A 25,527-nucleotide genomic window follows, 5' to 3' on the forward strand; every position below is an offset into this window, starting at 1 on the left:
GTCGAAGGCGCGTGGCCGCATCAGCCCCTCCGGAGGGTGAGCGCTGCTTCGCCACCAAACATTTAGACTAAATAATACAAGCTCAGCGGGCGGCTTTCGACGGTCTCGTCTTTCCCGCCATTGATGCGGCCGCTGCCTTTCCCGAGAAGTCGAAGAGCCTGCCGCACCGCTTCGAGCGTGGCGGAATCGAAATCATCCTCCTCCGCAAAGACCTGGTCCGCAGGATGCCAATCCTGAAAATGAAGGCGCCTCATCGCGGCCATAAGGTCGGGCTGGACTCCGGCGAGCAAGACCGTGATTCCGCGTTTTCCCGCCTCGCGCAGGAAATGCTCGAGCCGCTCGAGGCAGACCACATCCGGGTGGCGCACGCGCTTGAGCCGGAGCACGATAAAGCGGCTTCCTTGCTGCGTCGCCCGCTCCGTCAATCCTTCGAGATAGCGGTCGAGTTCCGGGGCGGCGCCGAAAAACAGCTCGCCTTCCAGATCAAATAGAATCATCGCCTCGCAAGGCGGGTCCGTCGGCGTTCGCGTGCGGATCACCTGTTCAGGGGTGATGATCAATTCGACGCCCTTCAATTTCGAGGCGCGCGGCACGAAAAGCACAACCGACAAGACGACGCCGACGAGAATTGAATATTCGACGCCAATGAAAATGGCGGTCAAGGCGGTGATGACGACCAGCGCGGCGTCAAACCGTGAGGCGCGAAAAGCATAGCGCAGGCGTGGAATATCGATCAAACGCGCAGCTGTGATGACCAACAATCCGGCTAGGGCGGCTTTCGGAATATAGCGCGTCAAGGGCGCGAAAATCACGACGGCGACCGCCACCGAAACGGCCGCGACGAGGCCGGCAAATCTTGTCGCGCCGCCAGCCTGGAAATTGATCGCCGAGCGCGTGAGAGAGCCAGAGCCTGGCAGGCAGCGGAAAAAGCCGCCGACGAGGTTAGCGAGACCCTCGGCGAGGCATTGGCGATTATAATCGAGCGGCTGACGCGTCTGGGTGGCGATGGATTTGGCGATAGCCAGCGCCTCGATCAAGCCGAGGAACGCAATCGCCAAAGCGCTTGAGGAAAGCTGCGCTACCCAGGCGAATTTAATCTCGGGTATATGCGGCGAAGGCAAATTCCCCGGCACGGAGCCGACGACCGCCACCAAAGTTTTGCCGCCCAAATCGGGTTGCGACCAGCCGAGCAGGAAAGCGGCGACGGCGACCAGCACGAGACTCGCCAGCATATCCATCTGCGGCAGCTTGTAGGCGCGAACCAACTTCCGCAAGCTCAAGGCCAGGATGATAGTTGCGACGCCGACGCCGATCGCCTTGACGTTAAATTGATCGCCCCCGGTCAGTGTCATCCACAGACGAAGCAAGACTTCCTGATGTCCGGTTCCCCGCTCGTGAACGCCGAGGAAATTGGAGATCTGGCCAATGCCCACCAGAAGCGCGGCTCCGGTCATGAAGCCGAGAATGACCGATTCCGAAATATAGCGCGTCAGATCTCCGAGTTTGAAAACCGCAATGAAAATCTGGAGGATGCCGACCATGACGCCAAGGAGGAACATGGCTTCATAAACCGCGGCGCGCGCATTCGTATCGAAAGCGGCCAAGGCGCTGAAGACGACAAGAGAAATGGCGCTGGTTGGTCCATTGATCAGATGGGACGACGATCCGAACAAGGCGGCGACCGCCGTCACCACAATGGCCGAGTAAAGTCCAAAACGAGGATCGACGCCGGCGATCAGCGCATAGGCCATCGCCTGCGGCAGGGAAATCGCGGCGACGGTCAATCCGGCGAGCAGATCCCTGCGCCATTCATCGCCGCTATAATTCAGGCTGAAAATTTTACTGAAGCGACTTGCCACGGCATCTCGAGAATTGGGACCGAGCATCGGCTTTAGACCTTAGCGTTCAGTTCTCGAGCGCAGCTCAACGCGTCACGGTTTCAGCACGGCATTGATGACGCTACGCGATTGGCTGCGCAACGGTTCGCCAGCCTCGTTCTCATAGGCTCCGCTGAATTGTTGGTCCAGGCCGCGATGAAGTTCGCGCATCGACTCATGAGAAACGCTGGGCGTCTCGCTCGCGACGTCGGTCCGCAGATTCTTGACGGCGATGAGCGCGACCGCGATGGCGACAGCCGCGACCGCAGCCAAATTGGTCCACACAGTCGCACTGCGGGATCTGGAAATTGTGCTCATCGATGCCCCGGAACGCCAGTGGAGCCTCGGCCGAGCTCCATCAATCCATAAACTTTATCAACTATTGCAAATGTCGCGTCAAGCGGCGAGGCTTCTAATGGCTGCAAGGGCCTTGCGGAGGGTCGCTTGCCCATCGATCCGCGTCGATCAAGGCTGCGGACCGCTCTTGATCGCGAAGGTCGATCGCTTCCCATTGAATTATACTGACGTCATTTGCAGGAATAGAGCTTTACCTTCGCATCGCCGGCTTTGGTTCTTTCCCAATATATGAATTGGATGCGAACCTTAAATATGTTCCTCGCTCCAATCAAAGCGGAGCATTTTTGAACGAAAACAAATGGGTGTTCAATGATCGCCATATGGGAAACGCTGTAAACTGGAACCCGGATAAACATTCAAGCATTCTTTTGCTCGGGAACAGCATAGTCCTTGGCGGAAACACCTACGATCAAGCCGACAAGCTGGGGCCGCAGTTACAGGCCGTGCTTGGCGCAGAGTATGCGGTATGGTCCGCCGCCGCCGGAGGATGGACCGACGTTAATGAGATGAACTATCTCGACGAGAATAAGGATGTTTTGCAGAACAGCGATGTCGTAATCGTGGAATATATGGCGGGAGGTCTTTCCGAGATAGCGAAATGGCCGGGGTACTATGTCTTCCCGGACCACAATCCCCCAATTTTAACGTCCTATATTTTCACCAAACACGTGCTGCCCCGCCTTATCGGCAATATTGTCTTGAATGAATCAGGTTCTCTGCCGCCAACGGGCGAAGCGGATCCCCGACAGCTGAAACGTTTCGCCTCCGTGATCTCAAACATGGCTGCGACGCGCGAGGTCTTGATTTTCCTATATCCGACAAAGACCCTCTTTCTGAACAAGCCCGCCTGGACGGCGGCGACGGCGGACATCATCGAAATGTGCCGCTCTCTCGCGATTCAATGCATCGACGTCGCGGCCGACGATAGGTGGACGGCAGATCTTTATGCGAGCGATGCGACGCACCCCAAGGCAAAGGGCAATAAGGTTCTCGCCAGCATTCTTGCAAGCGGCGTAGAAGCCGTCGGGACGGTAGCGGCAGCGAATTCGCAAGTGGGCGCCCGTTAGGCGGCTGGACGCACCTTACAGCCACGACATCGCGCCGCATCGCCTTGGGCGATGCGGGTGCGCCGAATTGCCGCTCGTGGAGCTAACCACGCCGGCCGGTCGGCGCGCTGGACCAGCATGATGAGTTGTCGGAAACGCGGCGATCGCGGCGGCCAAGGTTCCGAAATGCCGCCGCGCGGCACAGAATGTGCTTGCGCTTTGGCAGTCGCCAAGAGCGCGCGATCGTCCTTGAGGGCGGCTGCCTCGCGGCCTGTGGAACTTAATGTCGTGAGGTTATTGTGTTGAAGAACGAGTTTGAAGCAAACAACAACGATCCGAAGTTCGCTGATCGCCGTCAGATCCTGAAGGGCATGGCCGCCCTTCCAATGGTCGGTTTGCTTGCGCCGAAGGCATTTGGCGCCACGGCGACCAACGCGGTCGACACCACCGGCCTCGCGGTGACTGATGATAGCGTCACGATCGGCATTCTGCATTCCTTGACCGGAACGATGGCTATTTCGGAAACGGGGGCCGTCGAGGCCGAGAAACTCGCCATCTCCGAGATCAACGCCAAGGGCGGCGTCCTTGGTCGCCAGATCAAGATCATCGTGGAGGATGGCGCGAGCGACTGGCCGACTTTCGCGGAAAAGGGAAAGAAGCTGATCGAAAGCGACAAATGCGCGATGGTCTGCGGCTGCTTCACGTCGGCATCCCGCAAGGCGGTTCTGCCGGTATTCGAACAATATAATGGCCTGCTCTATTATCCGACTTTCTATGAGGGGCTCGAGCAATCCAAAAATGTCGTCTACACGGGCCAGGAGGCGACGCAGCAGGTTCTCTCCAGCCTGAACTGGCTGGACAAGGCGAAGGGCGCGAAGAGCTACTATTTCGTCGGTTCCGACTACATCTGGCCGCGGACCGTCAACAAGATCGCGCGTAAGCACATCGAGAATGTGCTGAAGAAAGAAGTGGCCGGCGAAGATTATTTTCCGCTTGGAAACACGCAGTTCAATTCGGTCATCAATAAAATCAAGCTGAAGAAGCCGGACGTGATCTATGTCACCGTCGTCGGCGGATCGAATGTCGCATTCTTCAAGCAATTGAAGGCGGCGGGCGTCGATTTCAGCAAGCAGACGCTGATGACGATCGCGGTGACGGAAGATGAGATCAAGGGCATCGGGGCCGAGAATATCGCCGGGGCCTATTCATGCATGAAATATTTCCAATCCATCGATACGCCCGCCAATAAAGCGTTCGTCGCCGCCTATAAGAAAATGTGGGGGCCCGACGCCGTGATCGGCGACCCGCAGGAGGCCGCCTACCTCATGCCGTATCTCTGGAAGCTGGCTGTTGAAAAAGCCAATAGCTTCGACGTGGATAAGGTCGTCGCGGCCTCGCCTGGGCTCGAGTTCCCGGATGCGCCAGAAGGAATAGTTCGCGTTCACCCAAATCATCATCTCTGGTCGAAGGCCCGCGTCGCCAGGGCGCTCCCAGACGGACAGTTCGAGATCGTCGACACGACCGATCTGATCGAGCCGAATCCATTTCCCAAAGGCTATCAATAGGCTTTTTCCTCGCGGCGGGTGGGCTAGGTCCCTATCCGCCGCGACTGTTTTATCCATGCGCCCCGGCCTGGGCCGCCGAAGGCTGTCGGTTCTTGGAACGCTGGTCTGGCCGCTCGGGATCGCGCCGCCGTGCTTGCTCGCCGCGGGGCGGGGACTGGGTGGCTCCCTGGGGCGTAGCCGGCTGAAATCGCCGGCGTTTCTCGAATATATCAACCGATTGGAGTTGCCGTGACGCTACAAGCTTCCACCGCGAGGAAACAATCCGCGATCGACCCCGTCGAAATGACGGTCGCGGAGGTGCAGGCCGCCTTTTCGCAGGGCGATCTCACCTCCGAGGCGCTGACCCAGGCCTATCTCGACAGGATCGCGCTGTATAATCCGCGTTACGTGGCGGTGATCACGATGAACCCGAACGCCCTGAGCGATGCGCGCGCCATCGATAAACGCCGCGCGGCTGGCGAAAAGCTCGGACCGCTCGCAGGCGTCCCCGTCGTGGTGAAGGATACGATGGACATGGCCGGGCTTCCGAGCACGGGCGGTTGGCGGCTGCTCAGCGCGCGGGCTGGCGGCGTCGACCTTATCCCCGCTACAGATTCGCCGGTTGTGGCGCGAATGCGGGCGGCGGGCGCCATCATTCTAGGCAAAACCAACGTCCCGATTTTGAGCGCTACGGGAAGTCACGCCAGCAACAGTTGGGCCGGCGTGACCCTTAATGCGGTCGACCCCAGCCGGCTCCCGGGCGGCAGCAGCGCCGGGACCGCGACGGCTGTGGCCGGCAGCCTTGCTGTATTGGGCTTGGCCGAGGAGACGGGCGGCTCGATCCAAAATCCCGCCTCGGCTCAGGATCTGGTTGGGATCAAACCAACCTTCGGCTTGGTCCCCAACGCCGGCGTCATGCCGCTCGCCGGAAGCACACGCGACGTGGTGGGGCCGATCGCCCGCTGTGTGCGCGACGCCGCCCTGACGCTCGACGCGCTCGCGGGATTCAGTTCGGAAGATCCGAAGACGGTCGCCGGCATCGGCAACAAACCGAAGGGCGGCTACGCAGCAAATCTCGACGCCTCCTCGCTACAGGGAAAGCGCCTTGGGCTCTATGGGCGCGGTTGGCGGAATCGGCCGCTATCGCCAGAGGCGGCCGCTCTTTATCAGAGGGCCATCGGCGAATTGGAAAGGCGCGGCGCGACGCTGGTCGCGGATCCTTTCGAGGGCACCGGTTTTGCCGATATCGGCCGCCCCGCCAAGGGCCTCGACCATTTCGATGCGCGCGGCATGGAATGCGTTCCCTTTGATATGGACCGTTATCTGGAACGAATGGGCCCCGATGTTGCGATCCCGTCATTTAAGGCATTCGCGAAGGCGGTCGCGAGCGAGGACCCGTTCGCGCCGACGGGCGTGCTGTTCTATATGAAGGATCTGCCGCAACTTGAGGCCGGCATCGTCGATCCTCTTGCGCCGCCGGACCTTTCGGAGTTCATCGCCGCCAAGGAAGCCTACCTTTCGATCTTCAAGGAGGTCATGGCGCGCGAAAAGCTCGATGGCTTGGTCTTCCCGCAAATGCGCGATGAACTGCCGCCTTTGGTCGGCGCGGGGACGATCCATGAAACCACAGTCTGCGAGATCAACATAGCCGGTCTGCCCGGCGTCACCGTCCCCGCCGGCTATTACGCCTCCGGGGCGCCTTTTGGCCTGATCTTTGTCGGGCCGATGTGGAGCGAGGCGACATTGCTGTCCTTCGCCTTCGACTATGAGAGCGCCACGAAACACCGCAAGGTCCCGACTCTGGCGCAGTAACGCTGCGCCCCGCTGTTGACGGCCGATGACGCCGTCAACAGCGAAGCGGGGGAAGATGGGTTCTCTCCGCCTCACCGCCCCGCAAGCTTCGCGAGGGTCTCTTCAGCCAATCGTCTCGTCAGCTCCCCGGCTGCGAGCTCCCGGCCGAGGCCCGCGGCCTGACCGGACCACAGCGGCGTGAAGTCATCCGATCGAGACGGCTCCGATTTCGCGCGCAGCGGCGCGAGAGCGCCGCTGGCGAGATGGAAGCCGGGCGCTTGCTCGAAGATCGGCCCGATCTCGCGAACGAGCCGGTTGACGACCGCCCGCGCGGGACGGCCGGTGAAAACATTCGTGATCGCCGTTTGATGATCTCGAGCCGTCTTTAAGGCTTGTCTGTGCAGGGGCGCCACATTCGCTTCGGGACAAAATAGGTAGGCCGTTCCAATCTGCACCGCCGAAGCGCCGAGCGCCAAGGCGGCGGCGATGCCGCGCGCATCCGCAATGCCGCCGGCCGCGATGACGGGCGCCTTGACCGCATCGGCAATCTGCGGCGCGAGCGCCATAATGCCGACCTGCGCGGAAATATCATTGGAGAGAAACATTCCGCGATGACCGCCGGCTTCGAGACCCTGGGCGATGATCGCGTCGCAGCCATGGTCTTCGAGCCATATGGCCTCATCGACAGTAGTCGCCGACGATAGAATTTTTGCGCCCGCATCCTTCACCCGCCTTAACAGGTTTTTGCCTGGCAGGCCGAAGTGGAAGCTGACGATCTCGGGCTTTAGCTCCTCCACAAGATCGCAATGCGCGTCGCCGAACGGAGCGAGGGCCGAGACGGGGACCGGCATCCCAGGATCGAGGCCAAGCTCAATATAGTAGGGCTTTAGACGTCGCCGCCATGCTTCCTCGCGCGCAGGCTCGATCGACGCTGGAACGTGGCAAAAGAAGTTCACATTGATGGGCTTCGACGAGCGCAGCCGGGTGGCGCTAATCTCGCTGCGAATTTGGTCCGGGCTCAAAACCGCGCAGGGCAGCGAGCCAAGTCCGCCCACCTCCGCAACGGCGACCACCATCGCCGATGTGACCACCCCGGCCATAGGGGCCTGAATGATCGGCAGTTCAATCCCGAGGAGATCCAGGATTCGGCGGTCGGGCCAATCGGTCATTGTTCTTCCCTCTGCGCTGGATGGCGGCGCCGTAGCCTAGAAACAGTCTTTCGCCGCATAGGCGGGCCGTCAACGACGTGTTCGATTTCAGGGCGGTTTAGCGGAAACTCACCATCGGCCGGCGTGAGCGCCGCCGTCGACATGCAGGACCTCGCCGGTCACGAAAGCCGCACTCTCAAGGTAGAGCACGGCTTCGACGATCTCTTCAATCTCGCCCATCCGCCCCAAAGGATGGAGCGTCGCGAAAAAGCCATGCGCTTCGGGGCTATGCATCGGGGTCTTGATGATGCCTGGCGAGACGGCGTTCACCCGCACGCCGTGGTTGGCATACTCGATGGCCAGCGACCGGGTTACCGCATTGAGGCCGCCCTTGGTCAGCGCCGCCAGCGCCGCGGGCACCCCTGCGATAGGCTGGTCGGCCACGCTCGTCGTGATGTTGACGATATGGCCGCCGCCCTGGCGCAGCATCTGCGCCAAAGCGCGCTGCGAGAGGTGGAACAAGCCCGCCAGATTTGTGGCGACCAGCGCCGCGAAATCAGCTTCGGAGTAATCGACAAATGGCTTTGAGATGAACGCGCCGGCATTATTGACCAGAGTGTCGATGCGGCCGAAGCGATCGATAGCCGCGGCGACGATGCGGTCGGCGGTTTCTGGATAGGCGACGTCGCCCGCGACGGTCGCCACATCCAGACAATCGCTGGGCTTGATCGTGCGGGAATTGCCGACGACGCAATAGCCGCGATCGAGGAACCCCTTGACCAAGCCCGCCCCGATCCCCTGTGACGCGCCGGTGATCAATGCGACTTTGCGTTCTGCGCTCATAATGCTTCTCTGTTTCAAGGCTGGGTTTTAAGGCTGGCGGAAGAGGAGTGGCGCGGTCTGACGGCGCGACGGAGTTCCGCCGCAACCCGGTCCTGCCGATCGCCTAGAGATAGCGCCTTACGCGATCGTTACGCTGTCGGAGAATCGAGCTACGGTCGCAATTTTTTTGGACGCCGCGACTGGCGGCGGTCAGCAAGATTGAAAATGGGCTTCTAAATCGCTTTGGGATCGCTGACTTTCCGTGTCGTCAGAAACGCCGCGAGGCGATCATACCAAAGAGCCTGATCCGCAGGCGTTGAATGCGCATTGGCCGGACTTGGGTTCGGGACGACGAACACGCGGCTTCCTCCGATGCGCAAAGGCTGCGGCCCGAGGTTAGCCTCCGTTGCGGGAGAAGCCAGCGCGCGGTGAACCGCCCGATATGCCGTCACTCCGTGGAAACACGCGACATCTGGACGATAGCGCTCAAGTTTTTCAACGAGAAGCGCCACGCCATTGATGAATTCCACTGGATTGAGATCGCTGGCTCGCGCGGTCGGGCGCTTGACCGCGTCGGTGAAGCCGAATCCGTAATCGAGCAGCAGGCGGTCGTGCTCGGGACCCAAAAGCGGGACGCCGAGTGCCTCTCGCGCCGTCCCGCTCAAAGCCGAGCGTGAGAAAGCTGGCCAGAAGCGATTGGTCTTGCGGGCAAAATAATGTCCCTGCGAGGCCGAGAAGATTGAAGGATTGATGCCGATGAAGATCACGTTGAGGCCCTCGCGCACGAGATCGGGGAGGCTTGGCGGATTTTCCTCATCCATTGGCTCGTGCTCCATTGCGTCGTCGCGCCTTGCGCCAAACGTCAGCCGTTGAAAGCGCCGCAGCTCTCGACGACGATGGTGTCAACTGGCCTCGATCATGCGAAGGCTTGCGCTCGAGCGTCAAGAAAACGAAATGCAAAAGGCCGACAATTGCAACGAGGCATTCGGATCTGTCGGAGCCATCGCGACCGCGTTGAGGAAAAATGATGAACCTAAAATTTGGGCGTCTCGCCATTCTGGTCGGCGGTGGTTTTGCGTCGGCTCTGGCGGGAGCCGCCGCCGCAGATGAAGCCCTGAGCGGGTCCAAGGGGCTTTCGAAGATCGAAACGATTGTGGTGATCTACGCGGAAAATCGCAGTTTCGATAATCTCTATGGTCATTTTCCAGGGGCCAATGGTCTCGACAACGTGACGCCCGATCAGGTTATGCAGGTCGATCGCGACGGCTCGCCTTTAAAAGAACTGCCGCCGATCTGGGGCGGCCTCACCGCCAAGAAATATAGGCCGGAAGGCGGCGAGCAGCTGGCGGCGCATATGCCAAACGCCCCATTCGCCATCGACGATCCAAAAGGCCTCAATACGCCGATCAGCGTCCCGACGATCGACCTTTGGCATCGCTTCTATCAAAATCAGATGCAGATCGATGGCGGCAGGAACGACAAATTCGTCGCCTATGGCGACTCTGGCGCTCTGGTCATGGGCTACTATTCCGACGGCCCCAATCTGCCGCTCTGGCCGATCGCGCAACGCTATGCGCTCGCCGATAATTTCTTCATGGGAGCCTTCGGCGGTTCTTTCGTCAACCACTTTTATTTGATCTGCTCCTGTACGCCGCGCTATCTCAATGCTGATCAAAGTCCCGCCAAGGGTTTGATCGCCGCCGTCGAGCCCGATGGAGTTTCACTGACGCTGGCGCCGAATTCGCCGAAGTCCGCGCTCGAGGGCATCCCGAAATTTGTCAACGACGGAAGCATCTCGCCGGATTTCTACGCCATCAATACAATGCAGCCGCCCTATCAGCCGAGCGGCAACAAGCCCGCGCCTGGCGGCGACCCGGCCTATGCCGATCGAAACCGGCCGACAACGCTTCCGCCGCAAACAGAAACCACCATCGGCGACCTTCTGAGCGCGAAGGGCGTGACTTGGGCGTGGTATGCCGGCGCCTGGGGGGCCGCCCTTGATGGCGCGGCGATCACGCCCAATCCGAAATTCCAGTTCCATCACCAGCCGTTCAACTATTTCGCCAGCCTCGCGCCCGGCGTTCCCGCGCGCGCCGAACATTTGCGCGATGGCGGAATCGATGGGGCGAAGTTCATCGAAGCGATCGACGCCGGGACTTTGCCGCAGGTGAGCTTTTACAAGCCGCAGGGCAGCCTTAATGAACATCCTGGCTACGCCGACGTGCTATCCGGCGACCAGCACGTCGCCGATCTCGTGGCGCATCTCGAAAACAGCCCGCAATGGGGACATATGTTTGTTGTGATCACTTATGACGAGAATGGCGGTTTCTGGGATCATGTCGCGCCGCCAAGGGGCGACCGTTGGGGCCCAGGAACGCGGATTCCGACCCTTATCGTGTCGCCCTACGCCAAAAAAGGCTTTGTCGACCACACGCTTTACGACACAACCTCAATGCTGCGCCTCATTACCAGACGCTTCGATTTGCCGGTTCTGAGCGGCCTGCGAGCGCGAGACGAGGCTATGTCCGCCGCCGGAGGACAGACGCTTGGCGACCTGACCGGCTCCCTCGATTTCGGCCCTTGACCGCGCTTTGCGAGTCCCGCGGCACTGCGGCGGCGCTATCTTTCCGTAATCTTCAATTCGATTCGACGGTTGTGCTTGTTGGCATCGTCGCTATCGCCGGAGTCGAGCGGCTGAAATTCGCCAAAGCCGGCGGCGGCGAGCCGTTGCGGCGCCACCCCTTTGCCGACGAGATATTGCACTACCGCGATGGCGCGCGCGGCGGACAATGACCAGTTCGAGGGAAATTGCGTCGATTGAATCGGCTTTTTGTCAGTATGGCCGTCGACGCGAATGATCCAGGGAATATCTGGCGGTATTTCATGTTCGAGTTCAACCAAGGCGGCCGCCAGCTTGTCGAGCTCGTCGCGCCCCGCCGGGTCTAGGCTCGCCTGGCCCGACTGAAAGAGCACCTCAGACTGAAAAATAAATCGATCCCCAACGACGCTGACGCCCGGCCGGTCGCCAAGAATTTGGCGTAGGCGTCCGAAGAAATCGGAGCGGTAGCGGGCGAGCTCCTGGACTTTCTGCGCGAGAGCCACGTTGAGGCGAGAACCAAGGTCGGCGATTTTCGCCTGCGATTCCTGTCCGGATTTTTCTGACGCAGACAAGGCGTCCTCGAGCGCGGCCAGCTGGCGTCGCAGGGCCGAGATCTGCTGGTTGAGGATCTCGACTTGCGCCAGGGCGCGGGCGGAAATCTGTTGTTCGGCATTGAGTTCCTGCCGCGCGTCGGCGATCCGCGCGTTGGCGGCGTCGACCCCATCCGCGGCTTTGCTGGAATCGGCCAATCTCTGCAAGCGCGTATTGTCTTTTTGAGCGTCCTCAAGATTCGCCGAAAGCGTGGCCGCGGTCCCCTCCGCCTCGGTCTTGCTCGTACGCTCAAGCGCGAGCAGAGAGGTTAATTCCTCGATCTGGCGATTGAGTTTCTGCAATGCCGTATCTTTGCCGATGACCTCGCGGGCGAGAAAGAATTGCGCCAGCATGAAAACGGACAGCAGGAAAATCATCACGAGCAGCATGGTCGACAGAGCGTCGACGAAGCCCGGCCAATAATCGATCTGGCGCATGCGCTGACGCGCGCGGGGGGAGGCCATCAGAGCCGCTCCCTTAAGCGGAGGCGCATCAGTTGCGCTCCTTCAATTCGGCGGCGAGACTTTGCAGCACGACCTTAACCTCGCGGTTCTGTTCGGCCTGAGCCTCAACCCAATCGCGGATGATCTGCTGTTCAGAACGCATATGCTGAACCAGCGACTGAACGCCTTCCGCCAGATTGGCTACTGCGATCGAGGTCGCCTTCGCATGGCTCTGGTCGGCCCCCGCGGCGATTTTTTCAAGCGCGATGCGAAGCTCGACGGACATGCCCTCGAGTCCTGGCAAAGTCTCGAGCGGGGAGGCTACGGAGATTGCGGTCAGGCTGTCCTCGAGTTCGGTGAAGAAGCGGTTTTGGGCCTGCCCGGCCTGGAGATCAAGAAAGCCGAGCACCAGCGAGCCGGCGAGGCCGAACAGGGACGAGGTGAAGGAAATGCTCATGCCGGCGATTGGGGCCGAGAGCCCGTTTTTGAGATCATCGAACATAACGGCGGCGTCGGAGCCGGTTTGCATCGACTTGATGACGCCGCCGATCGATCCGACGGTCTCAAGCAGGCCCCAGAACGTGCCGAGCAGGCCGAGAAAAATGAGCAGGCCGGTCAGATAGCGAGCCGTGTCGCGCGCCTCGTCGAGCCGGGCTCCGATCGTGTCGAGAACGGCGCGCAAAGGCGCCGGGGCCATTGCAGTCGCCAGGGGCTTGTCGCCAATGAGCGATGCGACGGGGGCCAGAAGAACAGGCGGCTTGACGCGCCCGGCTTCGCCGCGCAGCAGCGCATTGACCCATCGGACTTCGCGAAACAGGCGGATGACCTGCCGCAGCCCCATGATGATGCCGAACGCGAGCACTCCTATGATCAAGCCGTTGAGGCCGGGATTGGCCATGAAGGCGGTGATGATCTGGCGATGCAGAATGAGCGCGCAAAAACCGGCTAGGATGAGAAACGCCAGCATACGCACAAGGAAGATGAGCGGCGCAGATAGCTGGCCGGGACGGTCATTCCTCGTGTGGATCAAAGGGCCCATGTCGATCACCTGCTGCGCAAGAGAGGCCGTCGAAAAGCGCTTCCGCGATGGTCATTGCGCCGATCCTTTGACCATGATCTTTGAAAACGTGTCGGCCTTTCGGCCAAGATCATGCGTTAAAACAGCCAGATAGGGAACAGAATCGCTTTCTGGCGATGCGATCCTGCTCTCTCCCGAGTGTAAGCAGATTCGCCGTGATCGGACCAGACATTTGACGAAGCGAAGCGGCTGAACCTTCTAAAAACTGCGCCTGAGCGGCGCGCAAAGAGCGAGGGGCGCTGCGAAATCGCTCGCCGCGACGAGAACCCTCTGTTTCTGAAAAATACGTTATTTCAATATGCTATGTAATTTCGACCGGGACGCCATGCGGAACCTTGAGCCCCATGGAGAGTTGCCCGGACCGGTTGTGGAGGAGCAGATGAGCGATTTGCTCGAAAGGTCCGTGGCTCGCAGGCACGCGGGGCGCGACCCGGCGCGGACGCTGGAAATGCTCGCGACGCTTTTTGTCGGCGCACTGGCGGTTACCGCGCTTTATGTCGGCCGCGACATTTTCGTGCCGATCGCAATCGCCATTCTGCTCAGTTTCGTCCTATCGCCGCCCATTCTGCTTTTGCGGCGCTTGGGCCTCCATCGCGCTGTATCCGTCGTGATCGTGGTTATCGCCAGTCTTTTGATCGCCTTTACGATCAGCGCCGTTTTGACCCGACAGGTTTCCGACCTTGCCGTCGACTTGCCGAAATATGAGACGACGATCAACGTCAAGATCGGGCGGTTGCGCGATGCGGTGACGGGCAATGCGCTTTTCAAGAAGGGCGCGACGGCGTTCGAAAGCATTGGCGAAAGTCCAAATCGGACGCTCGCGAGCGAGGAATCTTCGCAGAACGCGCAGAGAAATATACTGACGCAGGCGCAAGAAGGGGCGCGTCCGGTGCCGGTTGAGGTGCATGAGCCTTCGCCCGGACCTTTCACCGTGCTGCGGACGGTCGCCGGAACGGCGCTCTCCCCGCTGGAGACGATCGGCATCGTCGTCATCTTCGTGATTTTCGTTCTTTTTCAACGCGAGGATCTGCGAAACAGATTCATAAGACTTGTTGGATCGCAGGATCTGCAACGCACGACCGTCGCCATGAACGACGCCGCCGGGCGGTTGAGCCGCTTTTTTCTGGTGCAGACGCTGGTCAACGCCAGCTTCGGCGTCATTGTCGCGTTGGGGCTTTATCTGATCGGGGTTCCGAGCCCGATCCTGTTTGGCATCGCCGCGTTTCTGCTGCGTTTCATTCCCTATATCGGGTCGTTTATCGCCGCTGCCTTCCCCATCGCATTGGCTGGGGCCGTCGATCCGGGCTGGGGGATGGCGCTCGAAACTCTGGCCCTCTTTCTCATTGTCGACAATGCGATTAGCTACATTGTCGAGCCTTGGCTCTATGGCCAGAACACCGGAATTTCACCGATCGCCGTGATAGTCTCGGCGACCTTCTGGACTTGGCTCTGGGGGCCGATTGGCCTTGTGTTGTCAACGCCCCTCACGGTCTGCCTTCTCGTTCTTGGCCGGCATGTGGACCAGCTTGGTTTTCTCGACGTGATCTTGGGCGATGCGCCGGCCCTGACGCCGGTCGAAAACTTTTACCAGCGCATGCTGGTTGGCGATGCGTCTGAAGTCACCGATCAGGCCGAGCGGTTTTTGAAAACCAATTCGCTCATCGCTTATTATGACGACGTTGCGCTGAAGGCCTTGTTGATGGCGCAAGCCGATCTGCGGCGCGGCGTGCTTGATGAGCCTCGACAAAACCGGATCAAGGAGACGATCGAGGAAGTCATCGAGAATTTGTCCGATCAAGCGGATGAAAAGCCGGATGCGCCAGCTTCGGAGAAAGCGGAGCCTTATGCGTTGCTGACCTCGTCCGACTCGCCGGTTCTTGCCGACGAGCCGCCGGGGCAGGCGCCGGTAGCCTTTCCTTCGGTTCAATCGGCGCGCAAACCGGTGCTTTGCATCGCCGGCCGCAGTCCGCTTGACGAAGCGGCGGCGGCGTTGCTTGGGCAAATCCTCGAAAAACACGGCGTGCAGGCCAAAATCGAGCCGCCGGAAATGCTGACTATCGGCGGGGTGATGCATCTTGCGGGGACGGGGGCGCAGATCATTTGCCTGTCTTATCTTGACGCCGACGTCAGCCCGGCGGGCGCGCGCTATGCGGTTCGCCGTTTGCGCCGCCGCCTGCCGGAAGCAAAGATTCTTGCCGGCTTTTGGCAGGGGGATACGGACAAAGCGTCCGATCTTTGCGCCCAGACGAAGGCCGATTTCTGCGCAACGCGCCTTGTCGACGCCGTAACATTTTGCGTGCAGGAGGCTCAAGCGCCGGACCAATCTTCTGTGGGCCGGTCCGGCGCAGAAGAGCGGGCTGGCGAGGCCGCCACGTCGCCGGGGCTAGCGGGAGTGGCTTAGATTTGTTCGGTCGAACGGCCTTAACGCCAAAACTTCGTGGTCTCCGCGGGCGACAAACGGTGGCCTTGGGGCCTCGAGCAATTGGATCAGCTTCAGTTTGAGCCATTCTAAGAAGTTAGTGCAGTAAACCCAGGTACGCCGCAAACGCCAATTCTGTGAGCGACTTATCTGGGCCATAGATGGATATGGCTCCGCTCTCGCCTGTGGCTAATTGACACATAAGAACACTTGATTATCAATAGTTATTCGCTGTCTGACAACTGTCAATATAAAATTATACACAACCGAATCGGCGCAGACGAAAGTTGTGGCCTCGATATGGCGATCTACGGACATTCGGAACAAAAATTAGTCCAGCAAAATCCGATATACGATCGATCGGACTGCAAAAATATCATCTTTGAGTCGCTTGATGCGGACAGTCGCCGACGGCTTGAGCGACATGTTCAAACAATGAAGGCCAAGCTTGGCGATGTTATTGCTGAGGCGCATGAGCCTTTCGAATATGTCTACTTTCCGAAAAGCGCAATTCTTACGCTGTCGACCGTTTTAGAGCGAGGATCTGCAATTGAGACGGGAAACATAGGCAATGAAGGCCTATTTGGCTTCGCTGGCATTTATAGCAAAATCACATACTGCCACTGTCACGTACTGCTGGAAGGGACGATATTCCGAATCCCGGTTGAGGTCCTGCGAGAGGAGTTTGAGAGAAGCGAAACATTACGACGTGTGCTAATGAACTACTTAAGCATGCGGCTCGCACAAATGCAGCAGACTCTCGCATGCAATACCGTGCACACTGTTTATGAAAGGCTCTGCCGTTGGCTGCTCATCATGCCTGACTGCGCCGAAAGCGAACATCTTCCTTTTACGCATGAAACTCTATCTCACGCGCTTGGCGTCGATCGGAAATCGGTGACTCTTGCTGCACAAGGTCTTCAGATGGCAGGATTGATTAGCTATTCTCGCGGTAAGATCCAAATTCAAGATCGTCCCGGCCTGGAATCGTCAGTATGCGAGTGCTACGGGGTTATAAATGAACTGCGTCAGCAATTTTTTGCGCTCTATTCGAAGCAAGCGCCTAGACGTTTGACGTCGCCAATTTGTACATGAAATTTCGCGATCGGTGGATAGGGCCTCGCGCAGTCATCACGAGGCTTTGACGCAGGATAAGATGCAAGGTGGGGATAGCAGTATCCTCTCCGCGGGCGAGGGCGGCCAGATTGGTTCAGCCCAGCGGCTCCAGCGCCAAAACCTCAGGGTCGCTTAGGCCATGCAACCGATGCGCCGCCGCATGGGCGAAGCGCATCAGCACGGCGCGCCGCGTTGGCGCGGCAATCCGATGTTCGGGCGCCTCCCGCACAATCTCCGCGCCATAAGCGTCGGCGATGATGAGGCCGGCGTCCGGCGGCATGATCTCGACTGGCACAGTTTCTGGAATGGCGAAATAAAGCCGGTCGCAATGGGCGCGATAGTCGCGCCATTTCATATCCGCCCGAAAATCTGCGATCGAGGATTTGATCTCGACAATGTGGATCGCGCCATCATCGGCCAGCGCGACAATGTCGGCCCGTCGCCCCGAGAGCAGGGAAAGTTCGGTGAGGGTCGAGAATTTCAATCGGCGCAAAAGCCGCCGCGTTCCGCGCGCGACGAAGAGAGCGGTTTCGGACTGGCGTCCATCTTGTCTCACAATGGGCTGGAGCAATTTTGGCATAGAGGTTTGATTGAGGCTCCTGATCGGCGAAAAGACTTGGGTGACGTTCACAGAGCAGGAATACCGGACGGATCTTGTGTCAAACTGATTCGACGTTCAAGGCGTAAGTATTGCAGGGTAGGGAGATTTTCGCATTGAACAAGCGCCGAGGCCTATGTTGCCAAAGCTTGTCTAGTTCTGAAGAAGGCCGCCGCCGCGGGTTTTTGCTGAGATCAGCGTCAATCAAAACGCAAGGCAGCGCTTCGCGAGGCGCCGTGAGTTAGATTGATGCGGCGGAGCTTCTCATCCCCGCCGCATCGGCGCCGATTAGCGGAACAGCGCTCTGAGAGCCGGAGCCGCCCCCAAAATTGCGCATATTATTGACAAGGTCGAAGGGGTCACGACGTGTGAGCCATAAGGCGATCCGCTTCTGTTTGTGCCTTTCGAAGGAGATAGCACAACAAATCTAGGCTCAGGACCTATTAAATTTGCCTGAGATGTGATTCCTGGTCTCCGCATGGGGAGGCTGGGATGAGTGATTTGTTTTTGTTGGGCGAGCGGCAGATGGCGCGGCTTGCGCCGCATTTTCCTCTGTCGCATGGCGTTCCGCGGGTTGACGACCGTCGGGTGGTCAGCGGAATCGTCTATGTGATCCGCAACGGCCTGCAATGGAAAGATGCGCCCAAGGATTACGGGCCGCACAAGACGCTTTACAATCGCTTCATCCGCTGGAGCCGGCTCGGCGTCTTCGACCGCATATTCGCCGCGCTCGCTGGCGAAGGTCCAAAGCCCGAGCGCATCATGATCGACGCCACGCATCTGAAGGCGCATCGCACAGCGGCGAGCCTGCTCAAAAAGGGGCTCTTCCCCGCCGTATCGGGCGCACGAAAGGCGGACTGAACTCGAAGCTCCACGTCGTTTGCGACGGCGCCGGCAAGCCCCTCGTCATGTTGCTCTCGGAGGGCCAGATGAGCGACCACAAGGGCGCGCGGCTGATGCTCAAGGCTTTACCGCCCGCTTCAATGTTGATCGCCGACAGGGGCTACGACAGCAACTGGTTCCGCGCCGCGCTGAAGGCCAGGGGCGTCGAGCCCTGCATCCCGCCAACCAGAAGCCGCAAAGCGCCGCTCCACTATGACAGGACGCTTTATCGAACGCGCCACAGAATCGAGAACCTCTTCGCCAAGCTCAAGGACTGGCGCCGCATCGCAACCCGCTATGATCGATGCGCCCATACTTTCTTCTCCGCCATCTGCATCGCAGCCGCCGTCCTCTTCTATCTCAATCAATGAGTCCTGAGCCTAGGCGTCCCTCGAATGCGAGTTGCGCCAGTTCGTTTGTTAATGACGAGATATAGTCTAATGTATTTTGGGTTGTTATGTGCGCGTTTTGTGCAGGTTGAATCTCATCCGGTGCGTCCGTAGACAATACATCGTGTGTCATGGGGTTCCCTAACGCCTTACAAACTCTGACGCTACTCTATTATGTATCTTTTATGTCATCTATATTGTTTGCGTATTCCGCGTATGAATAAGACGTACATGCTTATCACCCTCGTTGGGCCTGAATACGGCTGCTAGAGTTGTCCAATTAGTTTTTTGTTGATCGCCTTAACTCCGGCATATTTTGTCATGGCTACGCTTCTGTCTGTGGCAAATGCCACATTATAACAAAAAATTATCCACATTCATTATGTTACATAACAGCTGTTAATACACAACAATCATCACAGGCAAATTCCCTGCGAATAACCTTCATCATCTTGGTCCATGAAAGAAAAGTTGTGGGCCTTGTACGCTTCAACGCATGCCAGACAGAGAGATTAGTTTGTCAAAATCCAATAGGCGATTGATCAGAGCGCAAAAATATCATCTTGAATCGCGTGACGCAGATAGCCGGCCACCTGTCCAGACTGAGGTTCAAGCGTGGTGATGTTCCAAGCAGGCGGACCAAGTTTGACGTTGCCACGAGGCGCCGCGTAGTCGTCGTAGGGCCGTGGATGACCCCACCGGAGCGCGTTTCTTTGACGCAAGATGGGTCTGTGTCTATCTCAGATCGACCAATCGTCGCGGGGCTCTTCAATCCTGTCGATGAAGCCGCGTTTGATCAGCGTCGCGACAATTGCAGCCGCGGCCTGTTCGGCTGTTTGGCTCTTGCGCGCGACAACCAGATCCGGGGCCTCGGGCGCCTCATAAGGTTGATCGATGCCAGTGAAATTCTTGATCTCGCCTGCAATGGCTTTTTTGTAGAGGCCCTTTGGATCGCGCGCTATGCATTCGGCGATCGGCGTATCGACGAATATTTCGATGAATTCGCCGTCATCGAACAGGTCGCGCACAAGCTGCCGCTCAGCCCGGAACGGCGAGATGAACGAGCACAAAACAATCAGCCCCGCCTCGACCATGAGCTTGGCCACTTCGCCGACGCGCCGGATGTTCTCGACCCGGTCAACCTCGGTGAATCCGAGGTCCTTGTTCAGCCCATGCCTGATATTGTCGCCATCGAGCAGGATAGTGTGGACGCCATGCGCGTAAAGCCGTGCTTCGACCAGATTGGCGATGGTCGATTTACCCGAGCCGGAGAGGCCGGTGAACCAAAGCGCAGCCGGTCCGTGGTTATTCAGCCGGGCGCGGTCGATCTTGGCGACATTTAGCCCCTGGCGGTGGATATTTGTCGCCCGGCGCAGACCGTACGAGATAAGGCCCGCCGCCGCCGTGGCGTTGCTGGCCCGGTCGATGAGAATGAAGGCGCCGGTCGCGTGATTTTCCGCGTAGGGGTCGAAGGCGATAGGGGCGCTCGTCGCCAGATTGCAAACCCCGACTTCATTGAGGCTCAAGGTCCGCGCCGGCAATTCGCCGAGCGTGTTGACGTCGATGCGGTGTTTGAGCTCCGTGATGGTGACCGGGACCGTTTTCGCCCCAGCTTTCAAGAGATAGGATCGGCCCGGCAATAATTTGTCGTCGCTCATCCATATGATGTGGGCGGCGAACTGGTCGGAAACCTCGGGCCGGTTTTTCACCTCCGACAATACATCGCCGCGCGCGATGTCGAGCTCGTCAGCCAGGGTGAGAGTGACGGCGTCGCCCGCCGCAGCGACGGGAAGTTCGCCGTCGGCGGTGACGATGCGCTCGACACGCGAGGTTTTGCCTGAACCAGCGACGACGATTTTGTCGCCGGGGCGGATCGTTCCGCTCGCGATCGTTCCCGAAAATCCGCGAAAATCGAGATGCGGGCGATTGACCCATTGCACCGGAAGGCGGAAGGGCTGACCGCTGGTGTCTTCCTCGACATCGATGGATTCGAGATAGGAAACGAGGACAGGACCGTTATGCCAGGGCGTATTCTGGCTTTTTTCTGAAATATTATCGCCGTGGCGGGCCGAAATCGGGATCGGCGCGATCGTCTTGAATCCGAGCGGGGCGGCGAATGTCTTGAAGGCGGAGACGATTTTGTCGAATCCAGCCTGATCGAAACCGGTGAGATCGATCTTGTTGACCGCCAGGACGACATGTTTGATGCCGATGAGCGAGACAATCGCGGCATGACGGCAGGTCTGGGTTAACAGGCCTTTGCGGGCGTCGACGAGCAAAATCGCAAGATCGGCGCCGGAGGCGGCCGTCGCCATGTTGCGCGTATACTGCTCATGGCCAGGCGTATCGGCGATGATGAAGGAGCGCTGCGGTGTCGAAACGTAGCGATAGGCGACGTCGATCGTAATGCCCTGCTCGCGCTCCGCCTCCAATCCATCGACGAGGAGAGCGAAGTCAATATTGTCGCCATCCGTCCCGTGCCGGCGGGAATCGCGTTCGAGCGCTGCGAGCTGATCGTCGAGAATGAGGCTTTGCTCAAACAGAAGCCGCCCGATCAGCGTTGACTTGCCGTCATCGACGGAGCCGCAGGTGATCAGCCGCAACGTCGGAAGCGCCGGCGATTGTTGCGAGTCTGGCGCCTGTTGGCGCTGTTGCACAGCCTCCAGCATTAAAAATAACCCTCGCGCTTTTTCTTTTCCATAGAGCCCGACTCGTCATGATCGATCAAGCGGCCTTCGCGCTCCGACATGGTCGAGGCGCGCATTTCCGCGATGATCTCGGGCAGGGTTTCGGCGTCCGACCGCATCGCTCCGGTCAGCGGATAGCAACCCAAGGTGCGGAAGCGGATTTTCTCCATGCGCGGCGTTTCGCTCGGCCGCAGGGGCAGGCGATCGTCATCGACCATGATCAGCGCGCCATTGCGCTCGACGACGGGCCGGTCCTTGGCGAGATAAAGCGGCACGACCGGGATATCCTCTGCGGCGATATAGTCCCACACGTCGAGTTCGGTCCAATTCGACAAGGGAAATACCCGCATCGACTCGCCCTGTTTGATCCTTGTGTTGAAGAGACGCCAAAGTTCGGGCCGTTGATTGCGCGGGTCCCAGGCGTGCGCCGCCGAACGATGCGAGAAAATGCGCTCCTTGGCTCTGCTTTTCTCCTCATCGCGCCGCGCCCCGCCAAAAGCCGCGTCGAATTTCCATTTGTCGAGAGCCTGGCGCAGGCCTTCGGTCTTCATCACCTGCGTATGCACGGAGGAGCCCGATGCGACCGGCGAAATGCCCCGGTTCAATCCGTCCTGATTGATGTGGACGAGAAGCTCCATCCCAACCTGCCGCGCCATCTCGTCGCGAAAGGCGATCATTTCTCGGAATTTCCAGGTCGTATCGACATGAAGCAACGGAAACGGCGGCTTCGTTGGAAAAAACGCCTTCTGCGCGATATGCAGCATGACGCCGGAGTCTTTGCCGATGGAATAGAGCATCACCGGCCGCTCAAACTCCGCGACCACCTCGCGCATAATAAATATTGCTTCCGCTTCGAGGCGGCGCAGATGAGGGGAGGCGGCTTGTTTCACGTATAGTTCCTGTAATACGCAAGATTTCACGTAGCGTGAGACGCCATTTATTCCTTCGCTATTGCGTTTGCAACGCCCGCCCGGGTCGCGAGGGAGACCGAACCGGTCAGAAACGGAATTGCGGTTGTTCTAAGGGCTTTAGCTGAAGCGCAATCCCGGCGGTAATGAGAACGACGGAGTCGCAAGCTGCCGCGAGCGCCTGGTTCAACCAGCCTTGGGCATCTCTGAAGGTGCGCGCCAGCGCGTTCTCCGGCACGATGCCGCCGCCAACTTCATTCGAGACGAAAATGACCGGGCCGCCAAGGCGCGCGACGCTCCGCGCCAGTTGGTCTGTCGCCTCGGCGAGATCCGCCTCGAGCAACAGCAGATTGCTGAGCCAGAGCGTCGCGCAGTCGACGACGATTATTCTGTCTTCGCGGGCTTCGCGCACCAATGCGGGAGCGAGCTCCAAAGGCTCTTCGATGAGGCCCCAGTCGGCGCCGCGCTCAGCGGCATGGCGGGCTATGCGCGCCGCCATTTCCGCGTCATGGGCCTGCGCGGTTGCAATCAAGACCGGGCGACGCCCCGAGGTTTCCGCAAGCTTTTGCGCATAACTGCTCTTGCCGGATCGCGCGCCGCCCAAAACGAGGAGATTTTTGGCGGGCTGATTGAGACGCGGCATGATGCGTTACCGACCCGCAGGCTCTTTGAAGCAGCGTTGAAAGGCATAAGACGATAAGGCCGCCAAATTGGCGAAGGCGGCCTCATCTTGGACAGTCGCATACATGACGCAGCGTCGCGACCTAGCCTATGCGCGGCGAATATTCGCGTCAGGTCCGCCACGGATGGTCGGGCAGATCGCTGACGCCGAGAACCGCGACGCCCGCCTGCGCCACCTTATGATCGTTCTCGACCGCGCTGCCGCTGACGCCGATTGCGCCGACGAGGACGCCTTCCTCATCGACAATCGGCAGCCCTCCGGGGAAGGTAATCAGCCCATCGTTGGAATGTTCGATGCCAAACAGCGAGCCGCCTGGCTGTGACAGCTTGCCTATCGCGCCCGTCGGCATTCCGAAAAAGAGAGCGGTCTTGGCTTTCTTGATGGAGATGTCGATGCTGCCGACCCAGGCGTCGTCCATCCGATAAAAGGCTTTGAGATTGGCGCCCGAGTCGACGACTGCGATGCACATTTGCGTTTTGAGCTCGACGGCCTTCTTCCGCGCGGCCTCTATGGCTGCCTCCGCGTGCGCGATGGTAACATGCATGTTCGCTCGCCTCCCTTATTGCGATTCCAGCGCCGTGGCGCATCCCCGCGGCATCATTAAACCGGCGGCGCGGGGCGCGCAATTCAACCCCGGATAAATCCGCAGTAACACGTCTCGCGGCCATTCTTACAGCCAATTCGGTAACATCTTGCGGGCGCAATTGTTCGCGCGAAGAAGTTGCCCTATCGTCGCATCGTCGTGGAAATCCGCGACGGCGCTGCGACAATGGGTGAGAATGAGATCCTTCCGCATCACATTCTGGGCATTCGCGCTTGTTTTCTTCACGCTCGCGTCTCCCGCCTTCGCCGAGTCGAAGATCGTCAATATTTTGAGCTGGAGCGATTATTTCGATCCCAAAATCCTCGAGGATTTTACTCGCGAGACTGGAATCAAGATCGTTTACGATACTTATGCGTCGAGCGACGAACTCGAGGCGCGGCTCCGGGGCGGAAAAACGGATTACGATATGGTGGTCGCGCCCGGCGCATCCTTGCAAAGGCTGATCGCGTCGGGCGCGCTGCAAAAACTCGATAAGGCGAAATTGCCAAATAGCCGCAACCTCTCGCCCGAGCTGATGGCGCGTCTCGCCCTCTATGATCCGGCCAATCAGTATGCGGTCCCCTATCTTTGGTTCACGACGGGCATCGCCTATGACATCGAAAAAGCCAAGGCGAGGCTGGCTCCCGCGTCCACTGAGGCCGGCTTCGTCGCATCTTGGGACACCATCCTCAAGCCGGACATTTTCAAGGCATTCGCCGATTGCGGCATCGACGTCCTCGATAGCCCCGAAGATCTGTTCGCCATCGCCTTGCGCTATCTGCGTCTTAATCCCGACTCCAAGAATCCGAACGACCTCAGGCGCGCCGCCGAGCTTTTGAGCGGCCTCCGCCGTTACGTGAAGGCCTTCAGCTCCTCCGACTACCCCAATGCCCTCGCCAACGGCGATATTTGCCTGGCGGTTGGCTGGACCGGGGGCGGTTTCCAGGCAAGAGCGAGGGCGCGCGAAGCGGAAAACGGCGTCGACATCGGTTACGCCATCCCAAAAGAAGGCACGTTGATATCGCTGGACAATTTGGCCATTCCAAAAGAATCGCCGCATACCGGAAACAGCTATGCGCTGATCGATTTCTTGCTGCGTCCTGAGATCGCCGCGTGCAATACCAATACGACCAAATTCGCCAATGGCGTTCCAGCGTCAAAATCCTGGATCGCGAAGGATATCCTTGATGACAAGGCGATCTATCCCGAGCCGGACATGATGAGCCGGCTTTTTGCGGTCTCGAACGCCGACCCTGCGACCCAAAAATTAATCGCCCGCGAATGGGTCAGGATCAAAACCGGCAAATATCCATGAGCAACTTCTCTTTACGGCCGCTCTGATCGGTGCTCGAGCATCCGGCGACCGCACGTCGCCGGCGTGGGTCGACGCATGACGTCAAAAAAGCGCGAGCTTTTTCGAGGCGATATTCCCGGAAAACAATCCAATCTATCGCCAGAGCGGGTCGGGCTATTTCGTTCTCGCCATGGCGTTTTTTACGAGGCCGACGATCGCGGTGACGATTGCGCCGCTGACGCCGCCGCCGACCGCCTGGCCAAGGATCGTGCCGATGTCGACGCCGCCTGCGCCCGTCAAAGCGGGAATCAGGCTTGTGAGAATTTGACCGCCGAGGCCGCCGCCAATGGCCCCGCTGATCGTATTGCCGACTGGGCCGAGGCCAAAATCCTTAGCCTTCGCGGCAAGGTTGCCGCCGACAGCGCCGGCCAAGAGCTGAATAATAAAATTGATGATTGTCGCGGACATTTCCCCACTCCTCTTAGGCGCCGCCTAAAATCGAACGGAATGAATGACCTTGGCGGCCTAATTTTATTTAGTTTGCAACCCCTCAATCGTACTCCTTAGCCAGCTGAGCCGCAACGGATTGCTGTGTTTGAAGGACTACTTTTAAGCTGGCCAAAAGCCTCATCGCGCGGCGAGGACCCTCGGGAGCATCCGCTTTGCCGCGTGC

21 protein-coding genes and 1 pseudogene are annotated in these 25,527 nt (G+C 59.1%); 9 read left to right on the forward strand and 13 right to left on the reverse strand.

Features of this window, described 5'->3' with window-relative positions:
* Positions 1-62 precede the first annotated feature (62 nt).
* Together WDN46_04320 and WDN46_04325 are read right to left on the reverse strand one after the other, a co-directional pair.
* A complete protein-coding gene (locus WDN46_04320) occupies positions 63-1,859 on the reverse strand; it encodes a SulP family inorganic anion transporter (GenBank protein ID MEJ0092672.1) in 1,797 nt (598 codons plus the stop codon).
* A gap of 72 nt (positions 1,860-1,931) precedes the next feature.
* Complete coding sequence (locus WDN46_04325) at positions 1,932-2,195, reverse strand: hypothetical protein (protein MEJ0092673.1); 264 nt, start codon at positions 2,193-2,195, stop codon at positions 1,932-1,934.
* 323 nt (positions 2,196-2,518) lie between these two features.
* Between WDN46_04325 and WDN46_04330 the strand changes: the two genes are divergently transcribed.
* The 3 genes from WDN46_04330 (at position 2,519) to WDN46_04340 (ending at position 6,636) form a co-directional block, all read left to right on the forward strand.
* Entirely contained in the window at positions 2,519-3,301 is a 783-nt protein-coding gene (locus WDN46_04330; protein MEJ0092674.1) for a hypothetical protein, read from the forward strand.
* A gap of 350 nt (positions 3,302-3,651) precedes the next feature.
* Complete coding sequence (gene urtA, locus WDN46_04335) at positions 3,652-4,845, forward strand: urea ABC transporter substrate-binding protein (protein MEJ0092675.1); 1,194 nt, start codon at positions 3,652-3,654, stop codon at positions 4,843-4,845.
* Positions 4,846-5,127: 282 nt separating this feature from the next.
* Positions 5,128-6,636 carry an amidase gene (locus tag WDN46_04340; protein MEJ0092676.1) on the forward strand — a complete coding sequence of 503 codons (1,509 nt, stop codon included), beginning with the start codon at positions 5,128-5,130 and terminating at the stop codon, positions 6,634-6,636.
* Positions 6,637-6,707: 71 nt separating this feature from the next.
* On the opposite strand, the gene WDN46_04345 is transcribed toward WDN46_04340, so the two are convergent.
* From WDN46_04345 to WDN46_04355, 3 genes are all read right to left on the reverse strand, one after another.
* Positions 6,708-7,784, reverse strand: coding sequence for a nitronate monooxygenase (locus WDN46_04345; protein MEJ0092677.1), 1,077 nt, complete (start codon positions 7,782-7,784; stop codon positions 6,708-6,710).
* 108 nt (positions 7,785-7,892) lie between these two features.
* On the reverse strand, positions 7,893-8,606 hold the full coding sequence (locus WDN46_04350; GenBank protein ID MEJ0092678.1) for an SDR family oxidoreductase: 714 nt from the start codon (positions 8,604-8,606) through the stop codon (positions 7,893-7,895).
* A 212-nt stretch (positions 8,607-8,818) separates the two neighbouring features.
* Positions 8,819-9,421: a mismatch-specific DNA-glycosylase gene (locus WDN46_04355; GenBank protein ID MEJ0092679.1), complete on the reverse strand. Its 603-nt coding sequence runs from the start codon at positions 9,419-9,421 to the stop codon at positions 8,819-8,821.
* Between the two features lie 188 nt (positions 9,422-9,609).
* Between WDN46_04355 and WDN46_04360 the strand changes: the two genes are divergently transcribed.
* Complete coding sequence (locus tag WDN46_04360; GenBank protein MEJ0092680.1) at positions 9,610-11,169, forward strand: acid phosphatase; 1,560 nt, start codon at positions 9,610-9,612, stop codon at positions 11,167-11,169.
* A 35-nt stretch (positions 11,170-11,204) separates the two neighbouring features.
* On the opposite strand, the gene WDN46_04365 is transcribed toward WDN46_04360, so the two are convergent.
* Both WDN46_04365 and WDN46_04370 read right to left on the reverse strand, forming a co-directional pair.
* Positions 11,205-12,239: a peptidoglycan -binding protein gene (locus tag WDN46_04365; GenBank protein MEJ0092681.1), complete on the reverse strand. Its 1,035-nt coding sequence runs from the start codon at positions 12,237-12,239 to the stop codon at positions 11,205-11,207.
* Between the two features lie 28 nt (positions 12,240-12,267).
* Positions 12,268-13,257, reverse strand: coding sequence for a flagellar motor protein MotA (locus WDN46_04370; GenBank protein MEJ0092682.1), 990 nt, complete (start codon positions 13,255-13,257; stop codon positions 12,268-12,270).
* Between the two features lie 364 nt (positions 13,258-13,621).
* On the opposite strand from WDN46_04370, the gene WDN46_04375 reads away from it, so the two are divergent.
* Both WDN46_04375 and WDN46_04380 read left to right on the forward strand, forming a co-directional pair.
* Positions 13,622-15,697, forward strand: a complete 2,076-nt coding sequence (locus tag WDN46_04375; protein ID MEJ0092683.1) for an AI-2E family transporter — start codon at positions 13,622-13,624, stop codon at positions 15,695-15,697.
* A 318-nt stretch (positions 15,698-16,015) separates the two neighbouring features.
* Positions 16,016-16,810 carry a Crp/Fnr family transcriptional regulator gene (locus WDN46_04380; GenBank protein ID MEJ0092684.1) on the forward strand — a complete coding sequence of 265 codons (795 nt, stop codon included), beginning with the start codon at positions 16,016-16,018 and terminating at the stop codon, positions 16,808-16,810.
* 115 nt (positions 16,811-16,925) lie between these two features.
* On the opposite strand, the gene WDN46_04385 is transcribed toward WDN46_04380, so the two are convergent.
* Positions 16,926-17,411, reverse strand: a complete 486-nt coding sequence (locus WDN46_04385) for an MmcB family DNA repair protein (GenBank protein MEJ0092685.1) — start codon at positions 17,409-17,411, stop codon at positions 16,926-16,928.
* 543 nt (positions 17,412-17,954) lie between these two features.
* Between WDN46_04385 and WDN46_04390 the strand changes: the two are divergent.
* A pseudogene (locus WDN46_04390) lies at positions 17,955-18,092 on the forward strand (transposase).
* Complete coding sequence (locus WDN46_04395) at positions 18,059-18,682, forward strand: IS5 family transposase (GenBank protein MEJ0092686.1); 624 nt, start codon at positions 18,059-18,061, stop codon at positions 18,680-18,682. Before WDN46_04390 ends, WDN46_04395 begins: the two are co-directional and overlap by 34 nt.
* Before the next feature lie 758 nt (positions 18,683-19,440).
* Here the strand turns inward: WDN46_04395 and cysN are convergent.
* The 4 genes from cysN to WDN46_04415 all read right to left on the reverse strand — a co-directional run bounded on the left by cysN (position 19,441) and on the right by WDN46_04415 (position 23,521).
* Positions 19,441-21,369, reverse strand: a complete 1,929-nt coding sequence (cysN, locus tag WDN46_04400) for a sulfate adenylyltransferase subunit CysN (protein MEJ0092687.1) — start codon at positions 21,367-21,369, stop codon at positions 19,441-19,443.
* Positions 21,369-22,220: a sulfate adenylyltransferase subunit CysD gene (cysD, locus tag WDN46_04405; protein ID MEJ0092688.1), complete on the reverse strand. Its 852-nt coding sequence runs from the start codon at positions 22,218-22,220 to the stop codon at positions 21,369-21,371. Before cysD ends, cysN begins: the two co-directional genes overlap by 1 nt.
* A gap of 163 nt (positions 22,221-22,383) precedes the next feature.
* Complete coding sequence (gene cobU, locus WDN46_04410) at positions 22,384-22,938, reverse strand: bifunctional adenosylcobinamide kinase/adenosylcobinamide-phosphate guanylyltransferase (protein MEJ0092689.1); 555 nt, start codon at positions 22,936-22,938, stop codon at positions 22,384-22,386.
* A 148-nt stretch (positions 22,939-23,086) separates the two neighbouring features.
* Positions 23,087-23,521 (reverse strand): heme-binding protein, encoded by a 435-nt coding sequence (locus WDN46_04415; protein MEJ0092690.1) that lies wholly within the window; start codon positions 23,519-23,521, stop codon positions 23,087-23,089.
* 235 nt (positions 23,522-23,756) lie between these two features.
* Between WDN46_04415 and WDN46_04420 the strand changes: the two genes are divergently transcribed.
* A complete protein-coding gene (locus WDN46_04420; protein ID MEJ0092691.1) occupies positions 23,757-24,875 on the forward strand; it encodes an extracellular solute-binding protein in 1,119 nt (372 codons plus the stop codon).
* Between the two features lie 153 nt (positions 24,876-25,028).
* Here the strand turns inward: WDN46_04420 and WDN46_04425 are convergent, their stop codons facing one another.
* A complete protein-coding gene (locus WDN46_04425; protein MEJ0092692.1) occupies positions 25,029-25,322 on the reverse strand; it encodes a hypothetical protein in 294 nt (97 codons plus the stop codon).
* Between the last annotated feature and the right edge of the window lie 205 nt (positions 25,323-25,527).

The sequence above is a fragment of the Methylocella sp. genome (assembly GCA_037200525.1).
In the GTDB taxonomy this organism is placed as follows: domain Bacteria; phylum Pseudomonadota; class Alphaproteobacteria; order Rhizobiales; family Beijerinckiaceae; genus Methylocapsa.

Coding starts and splice junctions, on each gene's coding strand:
- cobU (MEJ0092689.1), bottom strand. CDS start 22,938: ATGCCGCGTCTCAATCAGCCCGCCAAAAATCTCCTCGTTTTGGGCGGC.
- WDN46_04365 (MEJ0092681.1), bottom strand. CDS start 12,239: ATGGCCTCCCCCCGCGCGCGTCAGCGCATGCGCCAGATCGATTATTGG.
- WDN46_04360 (MEJ0092680.1), top strand. CDS start 9,610: ATGATGAACCTAAAATTTGGGCGTCTCGCCATTCTGGTCGGCGGTGGT.
- urtA (MEJ0092675.1), top strand. CDS start 3,652: ATGGCCGCCCTTCCAATGGTCGGTTTGCTTGCGCCGAAGGCATTTGGC.
- WDN46_04350 (MEJ0092678.1), bottom strand. CDS start 8,606: ATGAGCGCAGAACGCAAAGTCGCATTGATCACCGGCGCGTCACAGGGG.
- WDN46_04325 (MEJ0092673.1), bottom strand. CDS start 2,195: ATGAGCACAATTTCCAGATCCCGCAGTGCGACTGTGTGGACCAATTTG.
- cysN (MEJ0092687.1), bottom strand. CDS start 21,369: ATGCTGGAGGCTGTGCAACAGCGCCAACAGGCGCCAGACTCGCAACAA.
- WDN46_04345 (MEJ0092677.1), bottom strand. CDS start 7,784: ATGACCGATTGGCCCGACCGCCGAATCCTGGATCTCCTCGGGATTGAA.
- WDN46_04355 (MEJ0092679.1), bottom strand. CDS start 9,421: ATGGAGCACGAGCCAATGGATGAGGAAAATCCGCCAAGCCTCCCCGAT.
- WDN46_04340 (MEJ0092676.1), top strand. CDS start 5,128: ATGACGGTCGCGGAGGTGCAGGCCGCCTTTTCGCAGGGCGATCTCACC.
- WDN46_04415 (MEJ0092690.1), bottom strand. CDS start 23,521: ATGCATGTTACCATCGCGCACGCGGAGGCAGCCATAGAGGCCGCGCGG.
- WDN46_04370 (MEJ0092682.1), bottom strand. CDS start 13,257: ATGGGCCCTTTGATCCACACGAGGAATGACCGTCCCGGCCAGCTATCT.
- WDN46_04395 (MEJ0092686.1), top strand. CDS start 18,059: ATGGAAAGATGCGCCCAAGGATTACGGGCCGCACAAGACGCTTTACAA.
- WDN46_04420 (MEJ0092691.1), top strand. CDS start 23,757: ATGAGATCCTTCCGCATCACATTCTGGGCATTCGCGCTTGTTTTCTTC.
- WDN46_04425 (MEJ0092692.1), bottom strand. CDS start 25,322: ATGTCCGCGACAATCATCAATTTTATTATTCAGCTCTTGGCCGGCGCT.
- cysD (MEJ0092688.1), bottom strand. CDS start 22,220: ATGCGCGAGGTGGTCGCGGAGTTTGAGCGGCCGGTGATGCTCTATTCC.
- WDN46_04375 (MEJ0092683.1), top strand. CDS start 13,622: ATGCGGAACCTTGAGCCCCATGGAGAGTTGCCCGGACCGGTTGTGGAG.
- WDN46_04380 (MEJ0092684.1), top strand. CDS start 16,016: ATGGCGATCTACGGACATTCGGAACAAAAATTAGTCCAGCAAAATCCG.
- WDN46_04385 (MEJ0092685.1), bottom strand. CDS start 17,411: ATGCCAAAATTGCTCCAGCCCATTGTGAGACAAGATGGACGCCAGTCC.